We start from the raw sequence: 26,535 nt of genomic DNA on the forward strand, positions 1-26,535 counted from the left end.
GAAGCAGAAACATGTCGCAAGCGACCGCGCTCGGCGCGAGAATGTGCCAAGGCACATTCTTTTTTATCAGATGCTATAAAAAACCAGAAAATATACCGCCATCAGGACTGCTAGAAATCCCGCATTTGCAATCGTGAACCAGCGGAAGTAGATTCCTTTTTTCTCTGGGCAGGAGCGGACGATATATTTGTAAGAAATAAGACTCGCCATGGATGCGATCAGGGTGCCGAGACCGCCGAGGTTAGTTCCGATCAGAAGGGGAACTCCTTTTTCGGTAAATCCGGACAACAGGATGGCGGCCGGAACGTTGCTGATTATCTGGCTGGCCAGAACGGAGACTATCACTTCGTGTCCCGTGATCATACTGGAAAGCAGGGAGCTTACCGCAGGAATGTGTTTCAGATTCCCGATGAAGATGAAGAATCCGATAAAAGTCAGGATGAGAGAGTAATCTACCTGACAGAAGATCTTCGGGTCTGCCAGACAGCCAATCGCCAGAATGCAGATAAACAGGATTGGAAGCGGCAGAAGACCGGCTACGGTGCAAAGGCACAGGAAAAACATTCCCAGACAGCAGAAAAGGCAGCGTTTAGGAAAGGTCTCATCGGAGGTTGTATCTCTACCAGCTGTATCTAGTGAGATAGTCTCCCTTGGTGTAAACATTGTGACGAGCAGCAGCAAAACCAATGAAAGCAGCGAAAATGGACCGATGCTCCGGATAAATGTATCAAGTGAAAGCTCAAAGTGGGAATACAGATACAGGTTCTGGGGATTCCCCACCGGAGTTGTCATGCTGCCGAGATTGGCTGCCAGTGTCTGGCAGACGACAACCGGAACGATCCGGTCTTTGCGGTTTACCATCCGCAGTAGTTCCAGAGCAAATGGAACGAAGGTAATTAAGGCCACATCGTTGGTGATCAGCATGCTGGAAAAGAAACACAGAAGAATCAGAAGCTGTTCCAGCTGCCTGAGTGAATGGATTCGAAGCAGCAGTAATTCCCCGAGCTGTCGAAAGAAACCGATGTTTTGGAGGCCTGTGGTTGCTGTCATCAGGCCAAAGAGCAGGATCAGTGTGTGCAGATCCAGATATCCCAGGTATCCGGCAGACGGTGGTATGATAAACATGGAAAGGACAGCCAGAGCCAGGGCGATGGTTAAAACAGTATCCTTTTTGAGAAAAGAAATTACTTTTTGTATCATGGTAAAATACTCCCTTGAAAAAGAAAAAGTGTAACTGTGACCAGTAACGAAAATAGCGGAAACCCTCATGAAAATGAAAGGGTTTCCGCTATAAAATAAAAAAGAGCGCGAGACGGGACTCGAACCCGCGGCCTCGACCTTGGCAAGGTCGCGCTCCACCAACTGAGCCACTCGCGCATTTCTGAAGCATCGCTTCAACGAGTTATATAATATCATAGGTCGGTTGATTTGGCAAGCGTTTTTTTAAAAAAAATCAAAAAATATAGAAAATTCATTACTGTTCACGGGTAGGCGCTTTTGGAACCGGGAGAACCGTATGAAAACGATCAAGTTTCCATATTTTCCACTGGATGTGTTCCCACGGTCTGCACAAACCCGATGATCTGTCCGGACAGGAGTACCGTGAGGATGGAATATACCATGCGGTTTAACGGAATGTAGCTCAGTGAAAGCACCAGTACAGCAAAATCGGACAGGAGGTAGATCCACTGGATTTTGATGTGCGTCACGTGGGAAAGGCTCATCGCAAGCGCATCGTCTCCGCCCGGGGCACCGCCGATCCGCACGCAGAGCCCGGCACCGATGCCGACGAAGACCGCGCCGAGCAGGGATGCGGCAAGCGGCATATCGGCAAGCTGCGGCCACAGGGGCGGAAACTGCTCACAGATCCGGTAAGACAGGGAGAAGCTGGCGCTGGAAAGAATGGAGTAGGCGATGAACTGCCGCCCCAGAAGTTTCCATCCCATCGCGTAGCAGGCGAGGTTCATGATGAAGCCGGACACGGATGGGGAGATATGGAACCAGTGATCAAGCAGAAGCGTCATTCCTAAGACACCGCCCTCGGTGACACCGGAAAAGGAATGGACATGGTACAGCCCAAATGCCAGAAATGCACTGCCAAACAGTGCAATCAGGCAGGATTTTAGTTTTAAATCGAGGGAATGGAATAATTTCAGCAAAATAACAGGCTCCTTGTGAATAATTTACATATAAATAAAGGTTTTTCTATTCTAGTATGGAAACGGATTTGTGTCAAGATGGGCGAACTCTCTGCAGAAATGATGCAAAACGGGAGAAAGCAAAAAACATGTGGATTTACGGTTTCCATGAGCGTGAACAGCAGCCGTGTGGAATGTGAAAACGAAAAAATCCGGGTGGATTCATAGACAAAAATGTGGGATGTGCGTATACTGGAAGATAGGAAGACGGAAAGGGGAATGAAAACATGGTAGAAAATCATCCGGACATCCGGAAGCAGGAATACCGTGGAATTGCCTGCCTGGTGCTGTCTGCATTCTGTTTTGCGCTGATGAGTATGTTTGTACATTTGGCGGGCGATCTGCCGTCGATGCAGAAGAGTTTTTTCCGCAATCTTGTGGCGGCGCTGGCAGCGGTTGTTTTGCTTTTGCGGGCGGGAGAGCCGTTTCGTATCCGCAGGGAAAATCTGCCGTATTTTCTGATGCGGTCAATTTTCGGCACGATGGGAGTGCTGTGTAACTTTTATGCGGTGGATCATCTGGTGCTGGCGGACGCATCGATTCTAAATAAAATGTCGCCGTTTTTTACAGTGCTGTTCAGCTGGCTGATCTTAAAGGAAAAAGTTATGCCAATTCAGCTTTCGCTGATCTTCGGTGCGTTTCTCGGCAGTATATTCGTGGTAAAGCCGACATTCTCCAATCTGGCACTTGTGCCGTCGCTGCTGGGCTTTTTCGGCGGCATCTGCGCGGGCGCGGCGTACACGATGGTACGGAAACTGGGAGAGGCAGGAGAAAAGGGACCGGTAATCGTGCTGTTTTTCTCGGTATTTTCCTGTGTGGTTGTGCTGCCGTGGCTGATTTTTGACTATCATCCGATGACCTGGCAGCAGATGGGGATCCTGCTTTTGGCGGGCTGCGCGGCGGCGGGCGGACAGTTTGCGATCACGGCGGCATACCGCTATGCCCCGGCGAGCCGTATTTCCATCTACGATTATTCGCAGCTGATCTTCTCGACGATGCTCGGTTTCTTCATCTTCGGGCAGGTGCCGGACGGCTGGAGTTTCCTCGGATATGGAATTATCTGCCTGATGGCAATTTTCATGTTTGTATATAATAACCGGAAAAGAAAGAATACTCAAAAGCAGGCACTTTTGGAATCGAAAGAGCCGTCAGATGTAATAAAAATGTAAGGGAAAGTATCCGCCGATATGGTTTACAAGCGATGCCAAATTATATATACTGAAGATAAAGTCGGAGTGGTTTTCGTGTCCAGAAACGTGAATTTCAGGAACAAAAGCTGGGGTGCCGATACAGCTCGAAAATGGGTTATAGATAGGGCAGAAAGTTATATAGGGAAATACGACATAAGCCCGACAGCAGACAGGAGGAAACAGGGATGAAAAAATTAGCAACCGCACTTGTGAGTGCAGCAGCCATTATGACGATGTCAACAACCGCATTTGCAGCCGAAAATCCGGCGGAGGTATTTGACCGGGTGATGGAGAAGAACAATACGATTCAGTCCGTGGAGATTCAGAGCGGCGTCCATTCGGTCATACTTGCAAAGGATGTCATTCCGGACGGTCAGATGAAAGTTGATATGGCGATGCATGCAGAGATGGATATGCAGGATACCACCGATCTCAAGTACCTGGCACAGGTCGCTTCCTCGATTCTGGGACAGGACAGCTATTCACAGGTTTTTTATACGGACGGATACTATTACGTAGATGCCAACGGTGTCAAACTGAAATACCCGATGCCATTAGAGCAGATCATATCCTCCGTCCAGACCGGAGTCAACACCAGCAATATGGAATCCAGCTATATGAAGGGCATTTCCTTAAACGAGGTTAATGGAAAACGTGTGCTGGCATATGAGGCAAATACAAAGAAGCTAAACAAGAACGTCAAAGAAGCCCTCGGAACCGTGATGAACACACTCGGCACCGATGCCAATCTGGACATGGACATCCAGGAAATGAAAGGCGCTTACGTGCTGGATGACAACGATTATATTATCTATATGACAAACTATATCGTATACAACATGGAAGTCCTCGATCAGCCGATGACCTGCATCACCCTGATGGAGACCGAAATCCAGAACCCGGGCGAGCCGGTCGTAGTGACACTTCCATCCACGGATGGCTATGAAGACTTAATTGGTTTATACGATGGAGTCATTGAAAGCGAAGTAGAATAAAAAACAGACAAAAACAAAAATAGACAATCAAAAGCCAGCCGAGCAAAGCAAAGGCTGGCAGGCAAAAGCGATCCATAACATAACAAGAGGAAAGTGGCGTCCGGGAATCTGTAGAGCCAGCGTTCCAATTATCGATTGTACGCATCCCACGCCAGCTGTCCGGCTGGGGCGGACATTTTTGTCCGATCCAGACGAACAGATGTAGCGAAAGCAAGCGAACAATGATAATTGGAGACGCAGGCGGCGCAGATTCCCGGACGCCTCTTTCCGCATCACGACAATCCATCAATCTATCTATTACTGCATCTCATCCTCAATCATCCGATACCCAATCCCGATCTCCGTAAACACATACTGCGGTTCCGCTGGATTCTGCTCCAGTTTCCTTCGAATATGTGCCATATTCACGCGCAGAATACTGTTATCATCGTCCGCATACGGCCCCCAGATATTCGAAATAATCGTATCATACGTCATGACCCTGCCGGAATTCTGTGCCAGCAGGGAGATAATCTTAAACTCGATCTGCGTCAGATGGACATCCTTTCCATCAACCGATACCAGATGTTTTTCAAAATCGATCGTCAGTCCCTTTGCATGGAATGGGCGCTTATAAAGCGGAGAATCCGTGTTTAGGCGGTTGCTGTGGCGCAGGGCAGTCCGGATGCGCGCGAGAAGCTCGGAGGTGCCGATCGGCTTGGTCAGATAATCATCCGCGCCGAGGTCGAGCGCACGTACCTTTTCCTGTTCCTGCGTGCGGGCGGAGAGGACGATGATCGGGACGCTGGACCAGGTGCGGACCTGGCGGATGATCTCCATGCCGTCCATGTCTGGAAGCCCCAGGTCGAGGAGAATCAGATCCGGGCACTGGGACGTGATGATCGGAAGTGCTTCTTTTCCCGTGTGTGCGGTGGAAATGCGGTAATCCTGTGCGGACAGGGAGGTGGAGATGAAGTCGCAGATGTTTTTTTCATCTTCTACTAATAAAATAGAAAGTTTATGTGTCATGTTATTTGTCCTCCTTTGGAAGGGTAAAGTAAAATTCGGCACCGCGCGTGTGGTTGATTGCCTTGATTTCGCCGCCGTGGGCGAGAATGATCGTTTTACAGATGGAAAGTCCGATTCCCATGCCCTTTCGTCCATCCGGCGAAGTGCTGGTCGTGGAAGAAGAGCCGTCAAAGATGGTTGCCAGCTTCTCCGGCGGGATGCCGACGCCGTAATCGCGCACGTGGAAAATCGCATAGTCGGAAAGTGATTCCACATAGCACTCGATCGGCTCGGTGCTTTCAGCATGGACAACGGCATTTTCCAGCAGGTTGATGAGAACCTGTTCGATGAGGACGGCGTCCATCGGGACCATCAGGAATTCCTCCGGCACGCGCACATGGATATTGGCATCTGGAAGTCTCTTTTTTAAGCGGATCACCGCCTCGGAGAGAACTTCCTCGACCGGTTCCGAGGTCTTAGTTACCTTTGCCGTCTCATTGTTGATACGCGTGACGGAGAGCAGGTTTTCAACCATGTTTAAGAGCCAGTTAGAGTCCTCAAGAATATGGCGCACCAGTGCATTTTTCTCAACCTCCGGGAGGCTGCTGCCATTTTCCAGATATACGGTACTGGAACCGATGATGCTGGTAAGCGGGGTGCGGAGGTCGTGGGAGATTGCCCGCAGCAGGTTCGCCCGCATCTTTTCTTTTTCCGCTTCCATCAGCATCTTTTCACGTTCCGCCAGCACGCGTGCCTGCGTTTTCATGTTGCTTGTGATGGCGCTTGTAATGCCGGAAATTGAAAACATTGCCACGAAGGTAATCGGATAGCCGGCCATCGTGAAATCCAGCGCGAAATACGGATACGTGAACAGAAAATTGACGCAGACGACGCCGACAAAGGAGGAGAACAGGCCGAAGCTGTATCCGTCTGTAAAACGCGCTACCAAAAAGACCGCCAGAATGTAGGTCAGCGCGATGTTGGCAGTCGGATTTTTGAGCGCATGAAAAAAGCAGAACGCGATGATCGTGGCGGTACCCATGAAAAACAGGGTAAGTCCCCAGCTCTGTATGTATGTCGGAAGCGCACAGAATTTTTCAACGATCGGGCGGGTCCGGAACCAATTTTTTAAGGCGTCAATTTTGTGCGGATATGTTTCGCTGCCATTGGAAATGCTGGTATCCGGAGAGCTGGGTTCGGCTGAACCTTGAAGGCTGCTGGCTGATTCTGTTTTCAGGAAAGTTTCATTGGAAGTTCCAGAAACAGAAGGTTTACTTGAATGTTTCATTTAAATAAAGAAAGTCTCCTTTCAAAAAATTCATATGGATGTTTCTATTATACAATGTTTCTTCTGAAAAATAGAGAGGAAGACTGTTAAAAAGTTGAAAAAATCGTGAAAATTTGGGATAAAAACAGTAACACAATTATTGAGAATCTGGCTGGATAAGGGCGATTTCATTGCATTTTCAGCGTCGGTGTGTTAAACTCCAAACAGTCTCCCGAATGAGGGAAGCAGGCTGACCCGCCTGTTAGAAAGTGACAAACGGGCTGCCGGAGTGCAGGACGAAAGGAATGAAAGTAAGATGAAAAAATTAGGAAGAAATGATCTGTGCTGGTGTGGAAGTGGAAAGAAGTACAAACATTGCCATGAGGTGTTTGACGAGAAGCTGATGGAGGCGGCGGACGCCGGATATCAGATCCCGGATCACGACATGATCAAGACCCCGGAGCAGATCGAGGGGATCCGCGAGAGCTGCAAGATCAATGTGGCAGTTCTGGACTATGTGGCTGAGCATATCAAAGCTGGCGTCACAACCGAGGAGATCGATCAGTGGGTATATAATGAGACGACCCGCATGGGCGGAATTCCGGCGCCACTTGGCTATGAAGGATTCCCGAAGAGCGTGTGCACATCCATCAATGACCAGGTCTGCCATGGCATTCCGTCAGCGGATGTCGTATTAAAGGATGGCGATATTATCAACGTGGATGTTTCGACCATTTATCACGGCTATTATGCGGATTCTTCCCGTATGTTCTGCATCGGAAATGTCAGCCCGGAACATAAAAAACTGGTGGATGTTGTCAAAGAGTGTGTGGAATTAGGTCTGGAGCAGGTAAAACCGTGGGGCTTCATGGGCGATATGGCGGAAGCGGTCCAGAAGCATGCGGAAGAAAATGGCTATTCTGTGGTTCGTGAGATTGGCGGTCACGGCGTCGGCATCGAGTTCCATGAGGATCCGTGGGTTGGATATATTGGCCAGAGAGGCACCGGCATGATGTTTGCACCGGGCATGATGTTCACGATCGAGCCGATGATCAATGAGGGAACCGAGGAAGTATTCGTGGACGGCGATGACGACTGGAGTGTATACACGAAGGATGGAAAAGCATCCGCCCAGTGGGAGATTCAGGTGCTGGTAACCGAGGATGGCCATGAGGTGCTTTCCTGGTAGTTTGCAGAGTACATAAAAAGAGACGGCGTCAAACCGTCTCTTTTTTGTACCCAAGGTGGGGGTTCTTCACAGCCGAAGGGGGATAAAAGACTGCGAAGAAATATCTATATAAAGGAAATTGTTGTTAGTCGAGCCAGATAACGATTGCGCGCATCTTGTAGTGTCATCTGCCTCATTGATGTTATGCCATTATAATACTGGATAATTGTGTCCATATTTTGACCAATATCTAAAATAAATCTAAACGAGTATTACATAATTCGAAACTTTTTCGGAAGTGTTTATGAGGCTGGCACGCTTGAATTTTTCTTGTCGATTTCTTGGATGGGGTATATAATAAATCTGGTGATTAAAGGGGTGCGGCCTGACTGGATAGAAACCGCGTCCAGAACAAAGCAATTAAGAAGAAAGTGGCAGGAATTATATGGAAAATTTTTTATTTGCACTTAATACAGTCCTTCCGTTTCTGCTCTATATCGCATTTGGATATGGAGTCAGGATGTCGGGGCTGGCGGATGAGGATTTTATGAAGCGCCTGAATAAGGTGATCTTTCAGGCATTCTTTCCGATTCTGATGTTTAACAACCTGTATTCCATTCCGGAGGGAATGACATTAAATCTGCGCCTGGTGGCAGTCGCCATTATCAGCGTGCTGCTTTTGCAGGCGGTTCTGCTTGCTGTGGTTCCGCGTCTGGTAAAGGAAAATGAGCGGCGCGGCGTTATCATCCAGGCGATTTACCGCAGCAATTTCGTCCTGTTCGGCATTCCGCTGGCAACCAGCGTGTTCGGTGAGGAGGGAACACTGCTGGCGACGATGATGGTGGCGATCGTGATTCCGGTCTACAACATAACGGCGGTCGTGATTCTGGAATTGTTCCGGGGCGGCAAGGTCCCGGTTTTCGTTTTGATTAAGAATATCCTGAAAAATCCGATGATCCGCGGCGCGCTCATGGGCTTTATCTTCCATATGTTAGGGATTAAACTTCCGGTTTCCGTGGAAGGACCGATCAAGCAGTTTGCCAATCTGACAACGCCGCTGGCACTGTTCGTACTGGGCGGAACGCTGCATTTCAATGCGATCGGCGGCAATCTGAAATATGTGGTTCCGTCGATGACCGTCAAGATGGTGATCCTGCCGGCAGTGATTCTGGCGGTTGCGACGCTGCTCGGCTTTTCCGGTGTGGAACGTTTTGTTTACTTTGAAATGTACGCGACTCCGGTTGCGACGGCGTCCTATGCGATGGCGCAGAACATGGGCGGCGACGGCGAGCTGGCGGGACAGTTTGTCGTGTTGAGCACGGTCGCCTCGGTTGTGACGATCTTTTTGTGGGTCTATTTCCTTAATTCGATCGGGTGGCTCGCATAAAAATAAATATATAATAGGGGACTGCCAGACAGTGGTTTGTGGAAGAGCAACAATTGTCTGGCAGCTTTTTTTGTGGAAACAAACACTGTTTTTCATGAGAACCGAAATTTTTTTTCATAAATTAAGATGTATGTATAATCTTTTCAAAATTAAAACATTTAATAGACAAAACTGATTGAAAAAGTTATAATAGTATACAAATGCGAGAAAACTTATTTATTTTCCATGTGCTTTTGATGCTTCGAATCAGCGAATTGTATGGAATGGGAGGATGTGAAACATAATAAGGATATTGCATTATTGTTGAAAAAAAATTAGGGGAAAAGGTGGTGGTTCAATGATCAAGGAGACGATCCAGGCGGTCGAGGACGCAGAGGCGAAGGCATCGGAACTGGTCGCGCAGGCTTCGGAGGATGCACGCCGCGTTAAGGCGGAGGCGGAGGCAGAAGCGGATCGAATGCTCGCAGATGCACAGAAAAGGGGGAAAGAAGCAGCTGTGAAGCAGGAAGAAGAACTGACTCTCAGAGGGGAGGAGTACGTAAAACAGGCACTGGCAGAAGCCGAGGCGGAGTGTCAGACGCTCAGAGAGACGGCGGACAGACGGAAACCGGAGGTGGTTGACCGGCTCATAGCGGAACTGGTCTAGTGAATGGAGGGATGTAGATATGGCAGTATTGCAGATGCAAAAGCTATGTATCTGTGCCCTGAAGAAGGACCGTAAGTCCCTGATGGAGTTTCTGCAGGCTGCCGGAGTGCTGGAGCTCTCTGCGGAGGCGGAGCCGGACGAGGTATTTAAGCGGACGGACACGCTGGAGGATCGGCAGAAGTTTGAGCGAAATGCGGCGACGGCGGACCGCGCATTGGAAGTGCTTGCCGCGGTGGTTCCGGAGGAAACATCGATGCTTGCTGGGCTTGCCGGAAAGCCGCTTGCAAAGGCAGGCGCGTACCGGGAGACGGAGGCGAACGCAGAGGCGCTTTTAGGTCAGGCGGAACGCATTTTGAACCTGCAAAAGCAGATCACGGAGGAAAAGACTGCGGCGCTTAGACTGCTGGCGGAGGCGGAAAGCCTGAAACCGTGGCAGAAGCTGGAGATTCCACTTGCGTATCAGGAGACGAAACGGTGTGCTATCTTAGCTGGCGCGGTCGGCGGAGGCGCTTATACGCAGGAAGAAATTTACGCTTCGGTGGCAAAACAGGAGCCGCAGCTTGAAAAATGGGAGCTGGAGGTTGTCGGAAGCGATGCCGACCAGACCTGCATTGCGGTAATTTGCCTGAAAGAGGACGAGGAGAAGCTGGAGACAGCACTCCGGTCGATTGGATTTGCCCGTCCGGCGCGTCCGGTGGAGGAAGTTCCGGCAGCTTACGCTAAGAAACTCAAAGCGCAAGCGGCAGAGCATGAGGGACGCGCGGCAGCGACGGAAGAAGAACTGAAACAGTGCGCTCCGGCGAGGGAAGATTTGAAATTGTTATCCGACTATTACCGCCTGAGGGCACAGAAGTATGAGGCGCTCGGCGAGATCTTACAGTCGGAAAAAACGTGTATGATCACGGGATTTATCCCGAAGCGCGATGCGAAAGGACTGGAGGAGAAGCTGAATAGCCGGTTTGAACTTGCAGTGGAAAGTTCAGATGTGCCGGAGGATGAGGAAGCACCGGTGCTTCTCTCCAACGGAACCTTCGCGGCGTCGGCGGAGGGCGTGACCGCGTCCTTTGGCTTACCGGCGAAGGGGGAGATGGACCCGACCGGCATCATGGCAGCGTGCTATGTATTTTTGTTTGGTCTGATGCTTTCAGATGCGGCATACGGATTTATTGTATTTTTGATGTGTTTCCTGGCACTTAAGAAATTCCCAAGGATGGAAGAAAACCTGCGGAAATCACTGCGGCTCTTTATGTACTGCGGACTTTCGACCCTGTTCTGGGGCGTCATGTTCGGCGGTTATTTCGGAGATGCGGTGGACATCGTGAGCCGGACGTATTTTGGACATACGGTGACGATACCGGCGCTCTGGTTTGTCCCGCTAAATGACCCGATGAAGCTTTTGGTTTATTCGATGTTATTTGGCGTGATTCACTTATTCCTGGGGCTGGGACTGAAAGGATATATGCTCTTAAAGGATGGCAAGGTTGTGGATTTTATCTGCGACGTGGTACTCTGGTACCTCCTGCTTCTGGGGCTGATCCTGATGCTGCTTCCGACGGAACTGTTTGGTTCCATCGCGCAGATGAATATCGTATTCCCGCCGGTGCTTAATTCGCTGGCAAAGGGAATGGCGATCGTGGGCGCGCTGGGAATTCTGGTGATGTCGGCGCGCGACAAGAAGAATCCGCTCCTGCGGCTGGCGCTTGGCGCATATGATTTGTACAATATTACCGGATGGGTGTCGGATGTGCTTTCCTACTCGCGCCTTCTGGCGCTCGGACTGGCAACCGGCGTTATCGCATCGGTTATCAACCAGATGGGAAGTATGGTTGGAAATAATGTATTTGGCGTGATTGTATTTATACTGGTATTCTGCTTCGGACACCTGTTTAACCTGGCGATCAACCTGCTCGGCGCGTATGTGCATACCTGCCGTCTGCAGTACGTCGAGTTTTTCGGAAAGTTCTATGAGGGTGGCGGAAAGGCGTTCCGTCCGTTTAAGCAGATAACAAAATACGTGGAAATCAAGGAGGATTAAATATGAGCGGAATTGTATTTGCATTGTTGGGAGTTGCAGTGGCGGTTATTCTTGCAGGTATGGGTTCAGCCTACGGCGTAGGCGTGGCAGGTCAGGCAGCAGCCGGAGTCGTAACCGAGGATCCGGATAAATTCGCGAAGGTGCTTCTGCTCCAGCTGCTTCCGGGTACCCAGGGTATCTACGGTCTGCTGGTTGGTTTCATCGCTCTTTCTAAGATTGGTCTTCTTGGCGGCGGCGCTGACATGAGCATGTCGATCTCCCAGGGACTCTTATATCTGGCAGCATGCCTTCCGATCGGCGTGGTTGGTCTGGTATCGGCGAGACATCAGGGAAGAACGTCGGTTGCTTCCATCGGTATCGTAGCGAAGAAACCGGAACAGTTTGGTAAAGCGATGCTGTTCCCGGCGATGGTTGAGACCTATGCGATTCTGGCACTTCTGGTTTCGATTCTGGCAATCAATGCACTGTAATCTGGCACGGCGGAAAGAATCAAAATCAGTTAAGGAGTGAAGCGTATGAATGGATTAGATAAGATTATTGCTCAGATCCTTGACGATGCAAAGCAGGAATCCCTTGCGATTCGGGAAAAAGCAGCCGGTGAAGCGGAGACGACTCTTGCGGCAGCCGGTGAAAAGGTAAAAAAGCTGGAGGAAGAGCAGGCGAAATCGGCGGCGCAGCGTGAAAAAAGCTATGAGGAACGGCTTCGTTCTTCGGCGGCGCTAAAGAAGCGCCAGGCGATCCTTGCGGAAAAGCAGGCGATCATCGAGGAAATGCTTGCGGCGGCACACAAGGAGCTGCTGGCAAAGCCGGATGAGGCGTATTTTGCATGGATGGAGCAGCTTCTTTCCCGGTTCGTGACGGATCGGGCAGGAGAAATCTATGTTTCAAAACGTGATTTAGAGCGGATGCCGGATGATTTTCCGGCAAAGATAGAGAAGGCAGCGCAGGAAAAGGGCGGAAGCCTGGTACTGAAAAAAGAACCGAGGGAGATCGACGGGGGCTTTGTTCTGGTGTATGGCGGTGTCGAGGAAAATTGTTCTGCCGGGGCGTTGTTTGCGTCGCAGCGGGATGAGCTGGCGGACAAGGTACATGCGATGCTGTTTGGATAACGGCGGGAGAAGGTAAGGAGGGCTTATATGTCTGATACAAAATATGCCTACGCGGTCGCCCGGATCCGGGCACTGGAAAATGGGCTTTTTTCCTCCGCACAGATTGAACAGCTGCTGTCCGTAAAAAGCTACGAGGGGGCGCTGCGTTTCCTGACCGAACACGGCTGGGGGGATGCAGATACACCGCTCAGCGCGGAGGCGATCCTGACCCGGGAGAAGGCGAAATCCTGGGAGACGGTCCGCGACCTTTTGAAGGGCGACGACGCGATCCTGGCAGTGCTTTCCTACGGGGATCTCTACCACAATTTAAAGGCGGCGATCAAGGATGCAGCGGCGCCGGGCAGCCACGGCAATGTCTATTTTGACGACTGCGAGGTGGACGGCGCGCGGATGTCGAAGATCGTGGCGGAGAAGGACTGGCAGGCGCTTCCGGCACATATGCGGGAGGCGGCGAAGGAAGCCAGCGAGACATTTCTGCACACGGGCGACGGGCAGCTCTGCGATATCATTGTTGACCGGTCGGCGCTCGCAGCTATCTATGAGTGCGGAAAGAATGCGTCCGACGCGATCATCCGCGATTATGCCGAGACAACGGTCGCGGTGGCGGATATCAAGATAGCGGTGCGCTCCCAGAAGACGGGAAAACATCTGGATTTTATGCGGCGCGCGATGGCACCGTGCGATAGCTTGAATATCGAGCGCCTGTCACAGGCGGCTCTTGGCGGTGTCGGCGCGATCTGCGAGTATCTGGAAGGAACCCGCTATGGGGGCGGCGCGCAGGCATTAAAGGAATCGCCGTCGGCGTTTGAGCGGTGGTGTGACAATCAGCTGATCGAGACGATCAAGCCGCAGAAATACAACCCGTTTACGGCGGGACCGCTGGTTGCCTATATACTGGCGAAGGAAAATGAGATCAAAACGGTCCGTATCATCCTGACCGCCCGTCTGAACGGTCTTGAGGAGGAACAGATTCGGGAAAGGATAAGGGAGATGTATGTATAAGGTTGCAGTAGTCGGAGATTACGACAGCATCTACGGATTTGCGGCGCTGGGACTGGAGACATTTCCGGTGTCCGATGTAAATGAGACGGAGAAAGTATTTCTGGAACTGGCTTCTGGTTCCTACGCGGTGATCTATATCACCGAGGCGGCGGCTGCCGGGATTGAGACAGCCATCGACCGCTACCGGGAACAGCCGCTTCCGTCCGTGATCCTGATTCCGGGGATTTCCGGGAATACGGGAAAAGGCGTGGAGTCGGTCAAGCATTCGGTGGAACAGGCAGTTGGATCGGATATTCTGTTTGGAGATGCATGATAGAAAGGTGGGTGAAACCTTCCAATGAGCAAAGGAACGATAAAGAAGGTAGCAGGACCGCTGGTTATCGCCAGCGGGATGCGGGATGCCAATATGTTTGACGTCGTCCGCGTCAGCGACGAACGTCTGATTGGCGAGATCATAGAGATTCACGGAGATGAAGCGTCGATTCAGGTATATGAGGAGACTTCCGGTTTAGGACCTGGCGAGCCGGTAGAGTCGATGGATGTGCCGCTTTCGGTTGAACTGGGACCGGGACTCCTGACGAGTATCTACGATGGAATCCAGCGACCGCTGGACGATATCATGAAGGAGACGGGCAGCAACAACTTAAAGCGCGGCGTTGAGGTTCCGTCCTTAAAGCGTGATAAGAAATGGCAGTTTGTGCCGACCGTGAAAGCGGGCGACAGCGTGGAAGCAGGCGACATCATCGGTACCGTGCAGGAGACGCTGATCATTGAGCATAAAATTATGGTGCCGTATGGTGTAAAAGGTACGGTCAAAGAGATCAAGAGCGGTGAATTTACGGTGGAGGAAACCGTAGCGCTCATTGAGACGGAAAACGGCGAAAAAGAGCTTACGATGATGCAGAAATGGCCGGTTCGGCGCGGACGTCCGTACCAGACGAAGCTGCCGCCGATAAAACCGCTGATCACCGGACAGCGTGTCGTTGACGCATTTTTCCCGATCGCCAAGGGCGGCGTGGCAGCTGTGCCGGGACCGTTCGGAAGCGGCAAGACCGTCATCCAGCATCAGTTAGCGAAATGGGCAGAGGCGGACATTGTTGTTTACATCGGCTGCGGTGAGCGCGGCAACGAGATGACGGATGTTTTAAATGAGTTCCCGGAGTTAAAGGATCCAAAGACCGGGCACTCCCTGATGCAGCGGACCGTGCTGATTGCCAATACTTCGGATATGCCGGTAGCAGCCCGCGAGGCATCAATTTACACGGGTATTACGATCGCAGAGTATTTCCGCGACATGGGTTATTCGGTGGCACTGATGGCGGATTCCACCTCCCGATGGGCGGAGGCGCTGCGAGAGATGTCGGGCCGTCTGGAAGAGATGCCAGGCGAGGAAGGTTATCCGGCCTACTTAGGAAGCCGTCTGGCACAGTTCTATGAGCGTGCAGGTCATGTCATCTGCCTTGGCAGGGACGGACGCGAGGGCGCCCTGTCCGCAATCGGAGCCGTATCCCCGCCAGGCGGCGATATTTCCGAGCCGGTTTCCCAAGCGACGCTGCGTATCGTCAAGGTATTCTGGGGACTCGATTCAGCGCTGGCATACAAGCGCCATTTCCCGGCGATCAACTGGCTGACCAGCTATTCCCTGTATGTGGACAATCTGGGAAAATGGTTTGATGAGAATGTATCGGATGAGTGGATGAGCTGCCGCCAGGGTCTTATGAGCCTTCTGCAGGAAGAGGCAGAGCTGGAGGAGATCGTAAAGATGGTCGGCATGGATGCATTATCCCCGATCGACCGCCTGAAAATGGAAGCGGCGCGCTCGATCCGTGAGGATTTCCTGCATCAGAACTCCTTCCATGAGATTGACACGTATACACCATTGCAGAAACAGTTCCGCATGATGAAGCTGGTGCTGGCGTTCTATGAGCAGTCGAAGAAAGCGCTGGAAGGCGGCGCTTCCATCCAGAATCTCATCAAGATGCCGGTGCGCGAGCAGATCGGACGTTTTAAATATACGAAAGCAGAAGACGTGGAGAAAGAGTATCAGGCGGTCCTCGATGAACTTGCGAAAGAGGTTGCCGATGCGGCTGGAAAGGGGGCATTCTAAATGCCGAAAGAATATAGAACCATACAGGAGGTTGCAGGTCCTCTGATGCTGGTGCAGGGCGTGGAAAATGTTACCTATGACGAGTTGGGTGAGATCGAGCTGGCGAGCGGCGAAAAGAGACGCTGCAAGGTGCTGGAGATCGACGGCGGCAATGCGCTGGTACAGCTTTTTGAGAGTTCCACGGGTATCAACCTTTCAAATAGTAAGGTGCGTTTTTTAGGCAGAACGATGGAACTTGGCGTATCGGAGGATATGCTGGGACGCGTCTTTGACGGTCTGGGCAATCCAATCGACGGCGGTCCGGAGATCCTGCCGGAGGAACGCCGCGATATCAATGGTCTGCCGATGAACCCGGCGGCGAGAAGCTATCCGCAGGAGTTTATCCAGACGGGTGTTTCCGCGATCGATGGTCTGAATACACTGGTTCGCGGTCAGAAATTGCCGATTTTCTCGGCGTCCGGTCTGCCGCATGCGAATCTGGCAGCCCAGATTGCGAGACAGGCGAAGGTGCGCGGCACGGACGAACCGTTTGCCGTTGTCTTCGCGGCGATGGGTATCACCTTTGAGGAAGCGCATTTCTTTACCGAGAGCTTTAAGGAGACGGGCGCGATCGACCGTACCGTCCTGTTTATCAACCTGGCAAACGATCCGGCGGTTGAGCGTATCGCGACCCCGCGTATGGCGCTGACGGCTGCCGAGTATCTGGCATTTGAGAAAAATATGCACGTTCTCGTTATCCTGACGGATATCACAAACTACGCGGATGCGCTGCGAGAGATTTCGGCTGCCCGCAAGGAAGTTCCGGGACGTCGTGGTTATCCGGGTTATATGTACACGGATCTTGCATCCCTGTATGAGAGAGCCGGACGCCAGAGAGGCAAGAATGGTTCGATCACGATGATTCCGATCTTAACCATGCCGGAGGATGACAAGACGCACCCGATTCCGGACTTAACCGGATATATTACCGAGGGACAGATTATCTTAAGCCGTGATCTGTACCGCAAGGGCATCACACCGCCGATTGACGTACTTCCGTCGCTGTCCCGTCTGAAAGATAAGGGAATTGGCGAGGGCAAGACGCGTGCCGACCATTCGAACACCTTAAACCAGCTCTTTGCGGCGTATGCGCGCGGCAAGGAAGCAAAGGAACTCATGGTGATCCTGGGCGAGGCGGCATTGTCCGATGTTGACTTAATCTATGCAAAATTTGCGGACGCCTTTGAAAAAGAATATGTTTCCCAGGGCTACAATACGGACCGCGATATCGAGGAGACGCTGCGGATTGGCTGGAAACTGCTTTCCATCCTGCCGAGAAGCGAGCTGAAACGTATCGATGAGAAGTATCTGGATCTGTATTATGGGAAAGAGTAAAAATGCCTGTGCATGGCGGATGCGCTTGAAAACGAAAGCGGCGTGTCATAACGCGGCTGCGGGAGCTGGCGGATCTGTTGTGACAAAGTGATTGCAGGAGAGAGGTGGTACGCATGGCATCGACACAGGTCAACCCGACCCGAATGGAGCTTACGAGGCTGAAAAAGAAGCTGGCGACAGCCACGCGGGGACATAAACTGCTGAAGGATAAGCGGGATGAGCTGATGCGCCAGTTCCTGGATCTGGTCCGGGAAAATATGGCGCTGCGCCAGAAAGTGGAGGCGGGCATCCGGAGTGCGAATGTGAATTTCGTCATCGCTAAAGCCGGGATGTCCGAGCAGGCGTTAAATACCGCGCTTGCCGCGCCGAAACAGGCGGTTTATCTGGAAGCAGACAAGAAAAACGTAATGAGCGTCGATATTCCGGTGTTCCATTATAAGACCCGGACGGCGGATGAGAACGATATTTACTCGTATGGATTTGCGTTTACTTCGAGCGATCTGGACGGGGCAGTCAAGTCGCTGGCGGACATTCTGCCGGATATGCTGCGGCTGTCCGAGACAGAGAAAGCCTGCCAGCTCATGGCAGCCGAGATCGAGAAAACGCGCCGGAGAGTCAATGCGCTGGAGCACGTAATTATTCCGGAGGCGCGCAAAAATATCAAATATATCACGATGAAGCTGGATGAAAATGAGAGAAGCACGCAGATCCGCCTGATGAAGGTAAAGGATATGATGCTGGAGGAGAAGCATCATTATAAGGAGAAGCGGGAGCTTTGTTCGTGATGATGAAAATGCCTCTTCTGGCGGCTTTAGGGCTGTCAGGGGAGGTTTTTTTGCACATAGTTGTGAAAATGACGGGACGAGCCCACGAGGTTCGAACCGCCCTTTCGATATACCTTTGTTCGCTTGCTTTCACTACAGATGTTCGCCCATGACGGACTGCGTCCGCCCTGTTCGGACACCTGTGTTCAAGATGCGTACAAAGATATATGAAAGGCGGTTCGGACCTCGCGGGCTCGTCCCTGTGTATTGGAAAAATAAAAGAGACAGAAAAAAGTAAAGTATTTATTGGAAATATTTGGTAGAATAGGAGGAAATGAGGGGAGGAATTTTGCATGGCAAAGCAGGTACAGAGGGCGATCGGCTGGGTGGCAGCATTTCTTTTGGCGGTGGGGATGTTGTTCCTGCCGGTTTCGAAGGCGTATGCGGGTCCGGTATCGGGCGGCAGTCCTGGAAGTGGAGAGATGAGAGGTGTCTGGGTTTCGTATCTGGACTGGAATGGATGGGCGAAGGATGAGGCTGGATATAAGAAGGCGATGGATCAGACACTGGACCTCTGTGTACAGAAGGGGTTAAATGCGGTTTTCCTACAGGTTCGCCCGGATGGAGATGCGATGTATCCGTCACAGTATTTCCCGTGGTCGAAATTTGCCTCTGGAAAACAGGGAAAGAATCCGGGGTATGATCCGCTGGCATATGCGGTGCAGGCGGCGCATCAGCGGGGCTTGCAGCTTCATGCGTGGATCAATCCGTACCGGATCACGGGGTATCTGAACCGTTATTCGGATCTGTGTGCGTCAAATCCGGCGATCGCGTGGGCGAAGGACGGGGACAGTTCGAATGACCGGTGGGTATTGTGCCAGAATGGTGAGTATTATTACAATCCGGCGATTCCGCAGGTGCGCCAGCTGATTATTGACGGTGTGAAAGAGATCGTGACGAATTATGAGGTGGACGGCATCCATTTTGATGATTATTTCTATCCGAATCTCGATGACAGCAAGGCGGAAACATGGTTTGATTATCCAGAGTACCAGGCGGGCGGCACATCGCTGAGTGTGGCGGCGTGGAGACGGAATAATGTCAATGAGCTGGTAAGGGGCGTTTATAGTGCGGTCAAGTCGATCCGTCCGCAGGCATTGTTCGGTATCAGCCCGGAGGGATATTTACAGAACCTCCGAAAAGATACCCGCCAGTTTACAGATGTGGATGCGTGGATGACCCAGAGCGGCTATGTGGATTACCTGATGCCGCAGATTTACTGGGGATTTGAGGCGAAGCAGAACGGCCAGGCAGCGGGCTATGCGTTTGCAAACTGCCTGAATGAGTGGGTGACGCTGAAAAAGAAGGGCAATGTGAAGCTGTATGTCGGTCTGGCGCTCTATAAGACCGGAACAGATGCAGTGGACGGCAACGAGGTGCCGGAGTGGCAGCGGTATCATGATATCATGAAGCGCGAGGTGCAGGCTGGACGGGCAACCGGACAGGTGAGCGGTTACTGCTTCTATGATTTATCGTCCCTGACGCGTGCGGCGGCAGCGGAGGAAGTGGCGAATGTGACGGCGCTGTTCCATTAAGTGCTCCCAGATAGTTACTGTTCACGCATACGTGCCCAGTAACGGAATTTGCCGTGGCTTCGCATTTAAATACGGCAAATTCCTGCTGCCACCACGTTTTCTTACGGCACTTTCGGTTCCCAAAGTGCCTACCCGTGAACGGTAACCATGATACCTTGTTGGGGAAATGGAAACCCCTGTGGATGATTGCAACCACAGGGGTTCTGTGCTATACTGGACATACGATTGCAGTAAAAATGTTGTTGTTTACATAATGTTCAGATGGCAGCAAATATACGGACGAGGAGAGGGAAGATGAAAAAAACAGCACTTGTCATTATGGCAGCCGGAATCGGAAGCCGTTTTGGCGGAGGGATCAAACAGCTGGAGTCGGTGGGTCCGAATGGGGAGATCATTATGGATTACTCTATCCATGACGCGCTGGAAGCTGGATTTGACCGGATTATCTTTGTGATCCGTCATGATTTGGAGGAGGACTTCAAAGAAGTGATCGGGAACCGGATTGAGAAGATTGCGCCGGTGACATACGCATTCCAGGAGCTTTCGGATGTACCGGAGGGATTCAGTGTCCCGGCAGACCGGAAAAAACCGTGGGGAACTGGACAGGCGATTTTGAGCATTCGCGGACTGGTCGAAGAGCCATTTCTGGTGATCAATGCGGATGATTATTATGGAAAAGAAGTGTTCCGAAAGATTCATACATACATGGTGGAACAGATGGACGTGAACGCACCGGTGTATGATATCTGCATGGGCGGCTTTATTCTGGCAAATACGCTCAGCGAGAACGGCGGCGTGACACGCGGCGTCTGTGAGGTGGGCGAGGGAGAGATTTTAAAACGCGTAACCGAAACCTACAATATCCAGAAGACAGCGGACGGCATGACGGCGACGGACAAAGAGGGGAATCCGGTTTCGGTTCAGGAGAACCAGCATGTATCGATGAATATGTGGGGACTCACACCGGGCTTTGTGGAGGAGCTGGAAAAAGGATTTCCAGAGTTTCTTGCGGGGCTGAAAGAGGGCGACGTGAAGTCGGAGTACCTGCTTCCGACGATTATCGATCAGATGATCCACGACGGGCGCGCAAGGGTGAAACTTCTGGAGACGCACGACTGCTGGTTTGGTGTGACCTACCGTGAGGATAAGGAGAGCGTGACGGAGTCGATCCGGGCGCTGATCCGTGATGGCGTGTACCCGGAAAAACTGTTTTGATAATTTGAGGAACAGTTTAAAGAAACAGAATTATTTGAAAAGATAAAACATCATGAGAACGATACTGCGAAATGGTGCAGCTGATTCGGCTGTGCAGAGGATAACGTGAAAAACGGTACGTGAGAATAACATGATACGCATAAATCCTGCATAGGATACCATGTAAGCCTTGAATTAAGGGGGAATGGCAGTCCGATGCAGGATTTTGCATATTTTAAGAGTCTTTATCCGGCTGCATGTAAGCAGATGCAGCTTTGCGTGGAAGCGGTCTGTGATGAGCTGGAGTATGAGGGGAGTCCCATCTATGATGAATATCCGGATCGGATCTTTCTGGAAAAACTGACAAAACGGGCACTGGAAAAATGGCAGAAGGTTTATCCGGCTGGAACGGAAAGGACGGATACACTGACGAACTATATAAAGGCGGCGGACGTGGGCACCGTATCCACAGAAGAAGGAACGGCGATGGTGGAAAATTCCCTGAAAATAGATTCTCCTGGTGGAGAAAGAGAAGAGAATCTGGCGGGAACCAGCATACAGCCGCATCTTCCTGGAAATGATGTATGGTATGGACCACTTCGGGGCGAACAGAAGGGCGGAAACGCTGGATATATGGTGTGGGAGGCGGATGAGCCGAATCTGACCGCGCAGGAGCGCCGTCCATGGAGTCCGCCGCCGGGACCGCGCCCGGGAGGACCGGGAAATCCGTGGGGACCGCCACCCCCGCCGCCGGGACCGCGTCCGGGAGGACCAGGAAATCCGTGGGGACCGCCGCCCCCGCCGCCGGGACCGCGCCCGGGAGGACCGGGAAATCCGTGGGGACCGCCGCCCCCGCCGCCGGGACCGCGTCCGGGAGGACCGGGAAATCCGTGGGGACCGCCACCCCCGCCGCCGGGACCGCGCCCGGGAGGACCGGGAAATCCGTGGGGACCGCCGCCTCCGCCGCCGGGACCGCGCCCGGGGAGACCGGGGAATCCGTGGGGAGCGCCGCTTCAGGATTTTCTTCAGGTTTTATTAATGAATGAGCTGCAGGAGCGAAGACGGTGTCGGAAGTGCTGAAATTGCGGTTTTCAGGTGTAAATTTTTTAAATTAAAATGCGGTAACATCCAGGTGTGACAACGAATTTTACCGATTTGGAAAAAGAACAATCGGGTTACTGGGCACGTATGCGTGAACAGTAACACAATCGGAGTTCTTACAAATCATAGAAATTCTGGAATTTGAAGCCTGCTTGTGTTATACTGAAACAAAGGCTGCCGCCGGGACAGATGGGTGCCTGCGGCAGTTTTTGGCGTGCATGACAAAACGGAAACAGTTCGGCGGGTAGATTTTCCTGTACCTGTGAAGATACGGAACTGGTATGGTGGAGAGATAAAAGGAATTGATTTGATATATGAAGAAAAACCTGAAAAAGATACTGATTTTACTGATCTTATTTGTGCTGGCAGCAGCCGGTTATTTTACCTGGTCCTGGATGCAGCTGCGGGAGGATGGGGCGGTCTATACCTCGATTGAGGACGCGAACCTTCCAGTCGCTTATGTGAATATTCTGGGACGGCGGATGAACGAGCTGGACGGTTTCGTGGAGGACAGCCAGAAAGCGGCTGGACGCGGGGATCTGACGCTGCTTCCGGCAGACCGGAAACTGTCGGTGACGATCGACAAGCTGGACTCCCAGATTACGGGGATGCAGTATGAGATCCGCAGTTTGGACGGCGAACGTCTGGTAGAACGGACAACGCTTGACCACTGGGAACAGTCAGGGGAAGAGGTTTCTGCGGAGCTTCCGATCCAGAACCTTCTGACGGAGGAAAGCGAATACCGCTTAACGATTGCGATCGCGACGGAAAAGCACCCGGCGATCTATTTTTACACGCGCGTGATGTGGCAGCAGGAGAGCCGTGTGCAGGAGATGGTCGATCTGGCGGTGTCCTTTTCTGAAAAGACGTTTGATTATGATTCAGCGAGGGAGCTGACGACCTATCTGGAGACGGATCCGAATGCGGACAACAGTTCGTTGGGACATGTGACGTTAAAAAGCGATTTCAGCCAACTGACCTGGAAAGGGCTTTCGATGGAGCGGGTCAGCGAACCGGAAATTCATCTGCGGGAGCTGCAGGGCATCATTGGGACGATCGATTTAAAGTATGTTGTAAGTGAGATGAAGGATGGCAAGGCGGCTGCTTATTACGATGTGATCGAGAGCTTCACGATGAAGCTGGGCGCACAGCGCATCTACATGATGAATTATGACCGCCGCGCGGACCAGATTTTTACGGGGGAGAGCAGCGCCTATTCTGGTGACCGGATTCAGCTGGGGGTTTCGGATGCGGAGGATCTGCAGTCGATGCAGGATGAAGCGGGGAAATACCGTGCCTTTGTGGCAAACCGGGCGCTCTGGATTTATGATACAGGAAAAAAAGAGAGCACAAAGGTATTTGCGTTCCGCAAGAGCGAGAATGATACGAGGGTCAATTATGATACCTACGGAATCAAGATTCTGGATGTGAGCGAGGCAGGCCAGATTGATTTTGCCGTGTACGGCTATATGAGCCGCGGTAACCACGAGGGAACGACGGGAATCGCGCTATACCGCTATGAGACTGCGGGAAATGCCCTGACAGAGCGGCTGTATCTGCCGGCATCGACCGATTACGGCAACCTGCGCCAGGATATCAACCAGCTGTGCTACTTAAGCGGCGGGCAGACGCTGTATGTGCTGATGAACCATGCGGTTTACAGTGTCGATCTGACGGGAAAAGAGTACATGGTGGTGGCAGATGGCCTGACGGAGGAAAATTTTGCAGTCAGCACGGATGCCTCCCGGATTGCGTGGCAGGATGGGGCGGATATTTACCGTTCGACCAAGCTGCATGTCATGAATCTGGAGACAGGCAAGAAGGATGAGATTTCCTTCCCGGATCAGACCGTGATCCGGCTGATCGGATTTGTCGGAACCGACTTAGTCTACGGGCTTGCTCATCCGAACGAGCAGCTTACGATGGATGGACGCGTGACGGGGCTTCCGCTGTATGCGGTCGAGATCGTCGGCAGCAATATGGAGATGGAGACCCGCTATGAGAAGCCGGGTGTCAGCCTGGTGGATGTGCGGATTCAGGACAGCCGGGTTCATCTGTCACGGATGCGCCAGATAGGAAGCGGCTATCAGCCGATGGACGAGGACACGCTGGTCTGTAATGAGGAAGTGTCGAAAGATCCACTGGATGGAATCGCTACGTTAAATGACAGCGCAAAGGGGCGTCTCTACTGCGTCAAGCTGGATGCAGGCAAGACGGCACGGAGCACGAAGGTGCATGTTCCGAAGCAGGTGGCAGCAGAAGAAAATGATGTGATTGTGCTTCAGAACAATGGCGCGGCTGCACAGCGGATTTACAGTGCCTACAGCGAGGGACGCCTGAAAGGCTCGTATGCGGAATTTTCCAGCGCGGTGCAGGCAGCTTACGATGGCATGGGACTTGTAACGGATGAAAATGACCGGGTTGTCTGGGTGAGAGCAAACCGGAGCGACGCGAAGACGATCCGCGACGTCCAGAATATGGCGGGAACCGTCAGCCGCTATCTGTCGGATATGGCGGACGGAAAGACGACCTCCTCGGATGGCACAGAGTTAATCGACGCACGCGGGCTGACGCTGAACCAGATTCTCTACTTTGTCTACGCGGGCATGCCGGTGGTGGCATATCTGGGAGACGGAAGCTATGGTCTGATCTGTGGATACGACGCGTACAACATCTCTTGTCTCTGGTATCCGGGCACGGAATTTGCCTACACGGATAAGATGGGACTCAACGATGCAGCGGCATTTTTCGAGGGAAACGGAGGCAATGATTTCATTTGTTTCCTTGCCAATTAAGGGAAAAACGGAAATTACTGTTCACGGGTAGGCACTTTTGGAACCGAAAGTGCCGTAAGAAAACGTGGTGGCAGCAGGAATTTGCCGTATTAAAATGCGAAGCCACGGCAAATTCCATTACTGGGCACATATGCGTGAACAGTAATAAACGGAAAGCCAGTGCTTTACAAATTGAGATGTTATGATATAATCATGTAGATAACATGATATAAATTTAAGAAAATATTAAAGATTTGAGGCGCCGTCTGGCGCGTGTAAGTATCGTAAGATAATAGATTTTGAGGTGCAGAATGGAACAATTTATTATGAAGGGCGGAAATCCGCTGGTAGGCGAAGTGACTATCAGCGGAGCGAAGAATGCGGCGCTGGGAATCTTGGCGGCATCGATTCTGACGGACGAGGATGTTTTAATAGAAAATCTGCCGGACGTGCGTGATATCAACGTGTTTCTGGAGGCTGTTTCGGAGATTGGCGCGATGGTAGACCGGATTGACCGGCACACTGTCCGCATCAATGCGAAGGGGATTCATGCGATCCATGTGGATGACGAGTACATCCGCCGGATCCGAGCTTCCTACTATTTTATTGGCGCCCTGCTTGGCAAGTATAAAAGCGCACAGGTTCCGCTTCCGGGCGGATGCAACATCGGCAGCCGTCCGATCGACCAGCATTTAAAGGGCTTCCGTGCCCTCGGTGCGAAGGTACAGGTGGAAAATGGCGCGGTGCTCGCACATGCGATTGATTTAGTTGGTACCCATATTTATCTGGATATGGTGTCGGTCGGCGCGACGATCAATATCATGATGGCAGCGACGCTGGCAGAGGGCGAGACGATCATCGAGAATCCGGCGAAAGAACCACATGTCGTCGATGTGGCGAACTTCTTAAACAGCATGGGAGCCAATGTCAAGGGTGCCGGAACCGACGTGATCCGCATCCGCGGCGTCCACAAGCTGCATGGAACCGAATATTCGATCATCCCGGACCAGATCGAGGCAGGTACATTTATGTGTGCGGCAGCGATCACCCGCGGCGACGTGATGGTACAGAATGTCATTCCGAAGCATCTGGAAGCAATTTCTGCGAAGCTTATCGAGATGGGCTGTGAGGTGACGGAGTTTGATGAGGCGGTTCGTGTTGTGGGACGCCCGAGCCATGTGCATACCGATATCAAGACACTTCCGTATCCGGGATTTCCGACTGATATGCAGCCGCAGATCACCGTGACACTGGCACTGGCAGAGGGAACCAGTGTAGTGACCGAGAGTATTTTTGAAAACCGTTTTAAATATGTGGACGAACTTGCCCGCATGGGTGGACGCATCAAGGTTGAGGGCAATACCGCGATCATTACCGGCGTGAAGAAGCTGACTGGAGCACAGGTGGAGGCACCAGATCTGCGCGCAGGCGCTGCCCTGGTCATTGCGGGGCTGGCAGCGGAAGGATATACGACTGTCGATGAGATCGGTTATATCCAGAGAGGCTATGAGCATTTTGAGAAGAAGCTGCAGGGACTTGGCGCGGTGATCGAGAAAGTCGATTCCGAGAAAGAGGCGCAGAAGTTCAGACTCAAAGTGGGCTGATAAAAAAGAATGCGGTGTCACATATTGCTTGACAGACA

The 26,535-nt window shown here is 51.9% G+C and carries 22 protein-coding genes and 1 tRNA gene; 18 read left to right on the forward strand and 5 right to left on the reverse strand.

What is annotated here, in order from left to right; genetic code table 11:
* Window positions 1-66 precede the first annotated feature (66 nt).
* From DW720_RS01180 to DW720_RS01190, 3 genes are all read right to left on the reverse strand, one after another.
* Window positions 67-1,200 (reverse strand): SLC13 family permease, encoded by a 1,134-nt coding sequence (locus tag DW720_RS01180; protein ID WP_182436501.1) that lies wholly within the window; start codon window positions 1,198-1,200, stop codon window positions 67-69.
* Between the two features lie 104 nt (window positions 1,201-1,304).
* Window positions 1,305-1,377 (reverse strand) — tRNA-Gly (locus DW720_RS01185).
* Between the two features lie 149 nt (window positions 1,378-1,526).
* Complete coding sequence (locus DW720_RS01190) at window positions 1,527-2,159, reverse strand: YitT family protein (protein WP_243099681.1); 633 nt, start codon at window positions 2,157-2,159, stop codon at window positions 1,527-1,529.
* Between the two features lie 266 nt (window positions 2,160-2,425).
* On the opposite strand from DW720_RS01190, the gene DW720_RS01195 reads away from it, so the two are divergent.
* Entirely contained in the window at window positions 2,426-3,367 is a 942-nt protein-coding gene (locus DW720_RS01195) for a DMT family transporter (RefSeq protein ID WP_118471582.1), read from the forward strand.
* Window positions 3,368-3,573: 206 nt separating this feature from the next.
* Window positions 3,574-4,383, forward strand: a complete 810-nt coding sequence (locus DW720_RS01205; protein WP_118523442.1) for a hypothetical protein — start codon at window positions 3,574-3,576, stop codon at window positions 4,381-4,383.
* 297 nt (window positions 4,384-4,680) lie between these two features.
* Here DW720_RS01205 and DW720_RS01210 read toward each other — a convergent pair whose 3' ends face one another.
* Both DW720_RS01210 and DW720_RS01215 read right to left on the reverse strand, forming a co-directional pair.
* Window positions 4,681-5,391 carry a response regulator gene (locus tag DW720_RS01210; RefSeq protein WP_118523443.1) on the reverse strand — a complete coding sequence of 237 codons (711 nt, stop codon included), beginning with the start codon at window positions 5,389-5,391 and terminating at the stop codon, window positions 4,681-4,683.
* 1 nt (window position 5,392) lies between these two features.
* Window positions 5,393-6,658 (reverse strand): DUF4118 domain-containing protein, encoded by a 1,266-nt coding sequence (locus tag DW720_RS01215; RefSeq protein WP_118749169.1) that lies wholly within the window; start codon window positions 6,656-6,658, stop codon window positions 5,393-5,395.
* 295 nt (window positions 6,659-6,953) lie between these two features.
* Between DW720_RS01215 and DW720_RS01220 the strand changes: the two genes are divergently transcribed.
* The 16 genes from DW720_RS01220 (at window position 6,954) to DW720_RS01295 (ending at window position 26,497) form a co-directional block, all read left to right on the forward strand.
* Complete coding sequence (locus DW720_RS01220) at window positions 6,954-7,826, forward strand: methionyl aminopeptidase (RefSeq protein ID WP_118637744.1); 873 nt, start codon at window positions 6,954-6,956, stop codon at window positions 7,824-7,826.
* 424 nt (window positions 7,827-8,250) lie between these two features.
* Complete coding sequence (locus DW720_RS01225) at window positions 8,251-9,192, forward strand: AEC family transporter (protein WP_022358670.1); 942 nt, start codon at window positions 8,251-8,253, stop codon at window positions 9,190-9,192.
* A 337-nt stretch (window positions 9,193-9,529) separates the two neighbouring features.
* Window positions 9,530-9,838 carry a hypothetical protein gene (locus tag DW720_RS01230; RefSeq protein WP_107000830.1) on the forward strand — a complete coding sequence of 103 codons (309 nt, stop codon included), beginning with the start codon at window positions 9,530-9,532 and terminating at the stop codon, window positions 9,836-9,838.
* A gap of 19 nt (window positions 9,839-9,857) precedes the next feature.
* The gene (locus DW720_RS01235; RefSeq protein ID WP_118493581.1) at window positions 9,858-11,873 is read left to right on the forward strand and encodes a V-type ATP synthase subunit I; all 2,016 of its coding nucleotides are present in this window, start codon (window positions 9,858-9,860) and stop codon (window positions 11,871-11,873) included.
* 2 nt (window positions 11,874-11,875) lie between these two features.
* The gene (locus DW720_RS01240) at window positions 11,876-12,343 is read left to right on the forward strand and encodes a V-type ATP synthase subunit K (protein WP_022358667.1); all 468 of its coding nucleotides are present in this window, start codon (window positions 11,876-11,878) and stop codon (window positions 12,341-12,343) included.
* Between the two features lie 45 nt (window positions 12,344-12,388).
* A complete protein-coding gene (locus DW720_RS01245) occupies window positions 12,389-12,982 on the forward strand; it encodes a V-type ATP synthase subunit E (RefSeq protein WP_118493578.1) in 594 nt (197 codons plus the stop codon).
* A gap of 27 nt (window positions 12,983-13,009) precedes the next feature.
* A complete protein-coding gene (locus DW720_RS01250; RefSeq protein ID WP_107000827.1) occupies window positions 13,010-13,984 on the forward strand; it encodes a V-type ATPase subunit in 975 nt (324 codons plus the stop codon).
* Window positions 13,977-14,297: a V-type ATP synthase subunit F gene (locus DW720_RS01255; RefSeq protein WP_107000826.1), complete on the forward strand. Its 321-nt coding sequence runs from the start codon at window positions 13,977-13,979 to the stop codon at window positions 14,295-14,297. Before DW720_RS01250 ends, DW720_RS01255 begins: the two co-directional genes overlap by 8 nt.
* A gap of 24 nt (window positions 14,298-14,321) precedes the next feature.
* Window positions 14,322-16,091, forward strand: coding sequence for a V-type ATP synthase subunit A (locus DW720_RS01260; protein WP_118493575.1), 1,770 nt, complete (start codon window positions 14,322-14,324; stop codon window positions 16,089-16,091).
* Window positions 16,092-17,465 (forward strand): V-type ATP synthase subunit B, encoded by a 1,374-nt coding sequence (locus DW720_RS01265; protein WP_022358662.1) that lies wholly within the window; start codon window positions 16,092-16,094, stop codon window positions 17,463-17,465.
* 113 nt (window positions 17,466-17,578) lie between these two features.
* Window positions 17,579-18,250, forward strand: a complete 672-nt coding sequence (locus DW720_RS01270) for a V-type ATP synthase subunit D (protein WP_022358661.1) — start codon at window positions 17,579-17,581, stop codon at window positions 18,248-18,250.
* A gap of 332 nt (window positions 18,251-18,582) precedes the next feature.
* Window positions 18,583-19,824, forward strand: a complete 1,242-nt coding sequence (locus tag DW720_RS01275; RefSeq protein WP_117796524.1) for a family 10 glycosylhydrolase — start codon at window positions 18,583-18,585, stop codon at window positions 19,822-19,824.
* Window positions 19,825-20,118: 294 nt separating this feature from the next.
* On the forward strand, window positions 20,119-21,039 hold the full coding sequence (locus DW720_RS01280; protein ID WP_118493572.1) for a sugar phosphate nucleotidyltransferase: 921 nt from the start codon (window positions 20,119-20,121) through the stop codon (window positions 21,037-21,039).
* A 195-nt stretch (window positions 21,040-21,234) separates the two neighbouring features.
* The gene (locus DW720_RS15650) at window positions 21,235-22,098 is read left to right on the forward strand and encodes a hypothetical protein (protein WP_182436502.1); all 864 of its coding nucleotides are present in this window, start codon (window positions 21,235-21,237) and stop codon (window positions 22,096-22,098) included.
* Between the two features lie 335 nt (window positions 22,099-22,433).
* Window positions 22,434-24,914, forward strand: coding sequence for a hypothetical protein (locus DW720_RS01290; RefSeq protein WP_118742795.1), 2,481 nt, complete (start codon window positions 22,434-22,436; stop codon window positions 24,912-24,914).
* 290 nt (window positions 24,915-25,204) lie between these two features.
* Complete coding sequence (locus DW720_RS01295) at window positions 25,205-26,497, forward strand: UDP-N-acetylglucosamine 1-carboxyvinyltransferase (protein WP_022359474.1); 1,293 nt, start codon at window positions 25,205-25,207, stop codon at window positions 26,495-26,497.
* Window positions 26,498-26,535: the final 38 nt, after the last annotated feature.

The sequence above is a fragment of the Clostridium sp. AM27-28 genome, assembly GCF_003480955.1.
GTDB lineage: Bacteria > Bacillota > Clostridia > Lachnospirales > Lachnospiraceae > Otoolea > Otoolea fessa.

Excerpts from the sequence above, each read along its gene's own strand:
- DW720_RS01275 (WP_117796524.1), top strand. The coding sequence starts at position 18,583 with ATGGCAAAGCAGGTACAGAGGGCGATCGGCTGGGTGGCAGCATTTCTT.
- DW720_RS01245 (WP_118493578.1), top strand. The coding sequence starts at position 12,389 with ATGAATGGATTAGATAAGATTATTGCTCAGATCCTTGACGATGCAAAG.
- DW720_RS01295 (WP_022359474.1), top strand. The coding sequence starts at position 25,205 with ATGGAACAATTTATTATGAAGGGCGGAAATCCGCTGGTAGGCGAAGTG.
- DW720_RS01230 (WP_107000830.1), top strand. The coding sequence starts at position 9,530 with ATGATCAAGGAGACGATCCAGGCGGTCGAGGACGCAGAGGCGAAGGCA.
- DW720_RS01205 (WP_118523442.1), top strand. The coding sequence starts at position 3,574 with ATGAAAAAATTAGCAACCGCACTTGTGAGTGCAGCAGCCATTATGACG.
- DW720_RS01255 (WP_107000826.1), top strand. The coding sequence starts at position 13,977 with ATGTATAAGGTTGCAGTAGTCGGAGATTACGACAGCATCTACGGATTT.
- DW720_RS01280 (WP_118493572.1), top strand. The coding sequence starts at position 20,119 with ATGAAAAAAACAGCACTTGTCATTATGGCAGCCGGAATCGGAAGCCGT.
- DW720_RS01265 (WP_022358662.1), top strand. The coding sequence starts at position 16,092 with ATGCCGAAAGAATATAGAACCATACAGGAGGTTGCAGGTCCTCTGATG.
- DW720_RS01250 (WP_107000827.1), top strand. The coding sequence starts at position 13,010 with ATGTCTGATACAAAATATGCCTACGCGGTCGCCCGGATCCGGGCACTG.
- DW720_RS01195 (WP_118471582.1), top strand. The coding sequence starts at position 2,426 with ATGGTAGAAAATCATCCGGACATCCGGAAGCAGGAATACCGTGGAATT.
- DW720_RS01225 (WP_022358670.1), top strand. The coding sequence starts at position 8,251 with ATGGAAAATTTTTTATTTGCACTTAATACAGTCCTTCCGTTTCTGCTC.
- DW720_RS01260 (WP_118493575.1), top strand. The coding sequence starts at position 14,322 with ATGAGCAAAGGAACGATAAAGAAGGTAGCAGGACCGCTGGTTATCGCC.
- DW720_RS01290 (WP_118742795.1), top strand. The coding sequence starts at position 22,434 with ATGAAGAAAAACCTGAAAAAGATACTGATTTTACTGATCTTATTTGTG.
- DW720_RS01235 (WP_118493581.1), top strand. The coding sequence starts at position 9,858 with ATGGCAGTATTGCAGATGCAAAAGCTATGTATCTGTGCCCTGAAGAAG.
- DW720_RS01180 (WP_182436501.1), bottom strand. The coding sequence starts at position 1,200 with ATGATACAAAAAGTAATTTCTTTTCTCAAAAAGGATACTGTTTTAACC.
- DW720_RS15650 (WP_182436502.1), top strand. The coding sequence starts at position 21,235 with ATGCAGGATTTTGCATATTTTAAGAGTCTTTATCCGGCTGCATGTAAG.
- DW720_RS01220 (WP_118637744.1), top strand. The coding sequence starts at position 6,954 with ATGAAAAAATTAGGAAGAAATGATCTGTGCTGGTGTGGAAGTGGAAAG.
- DW720_RS01270 (WP_022358661.1), top strand. The coding sequence starts at position 17,579 with ATGGCATCGACACAGGTCAACCCGACCCGAATGGAGCTTACGAGGCTG.
- DW720_RS01215 (WP_118749169.1), bottom strand. The coding sequence starts at position 6,658 with ATGAAACATTCAAGTAAACCTTCTGTTTCTGGAACTTCCAATGAAACT.
- DW720_RS01240 (WP_022358667.1), top strand. The coding sequence starts at position 11,876 with ATGAGCGGAATTGTATTTGCATTGTTGGGAGTTGCAGTGGCGGTTATT.
- DW720_RS01210 (WP_118523443.1), bottom strand. The coding sequence starts at position 5,391 with ATGACACATAAACTTTCTATTTTATTAGTAGAAGATGAAAAAAACATC.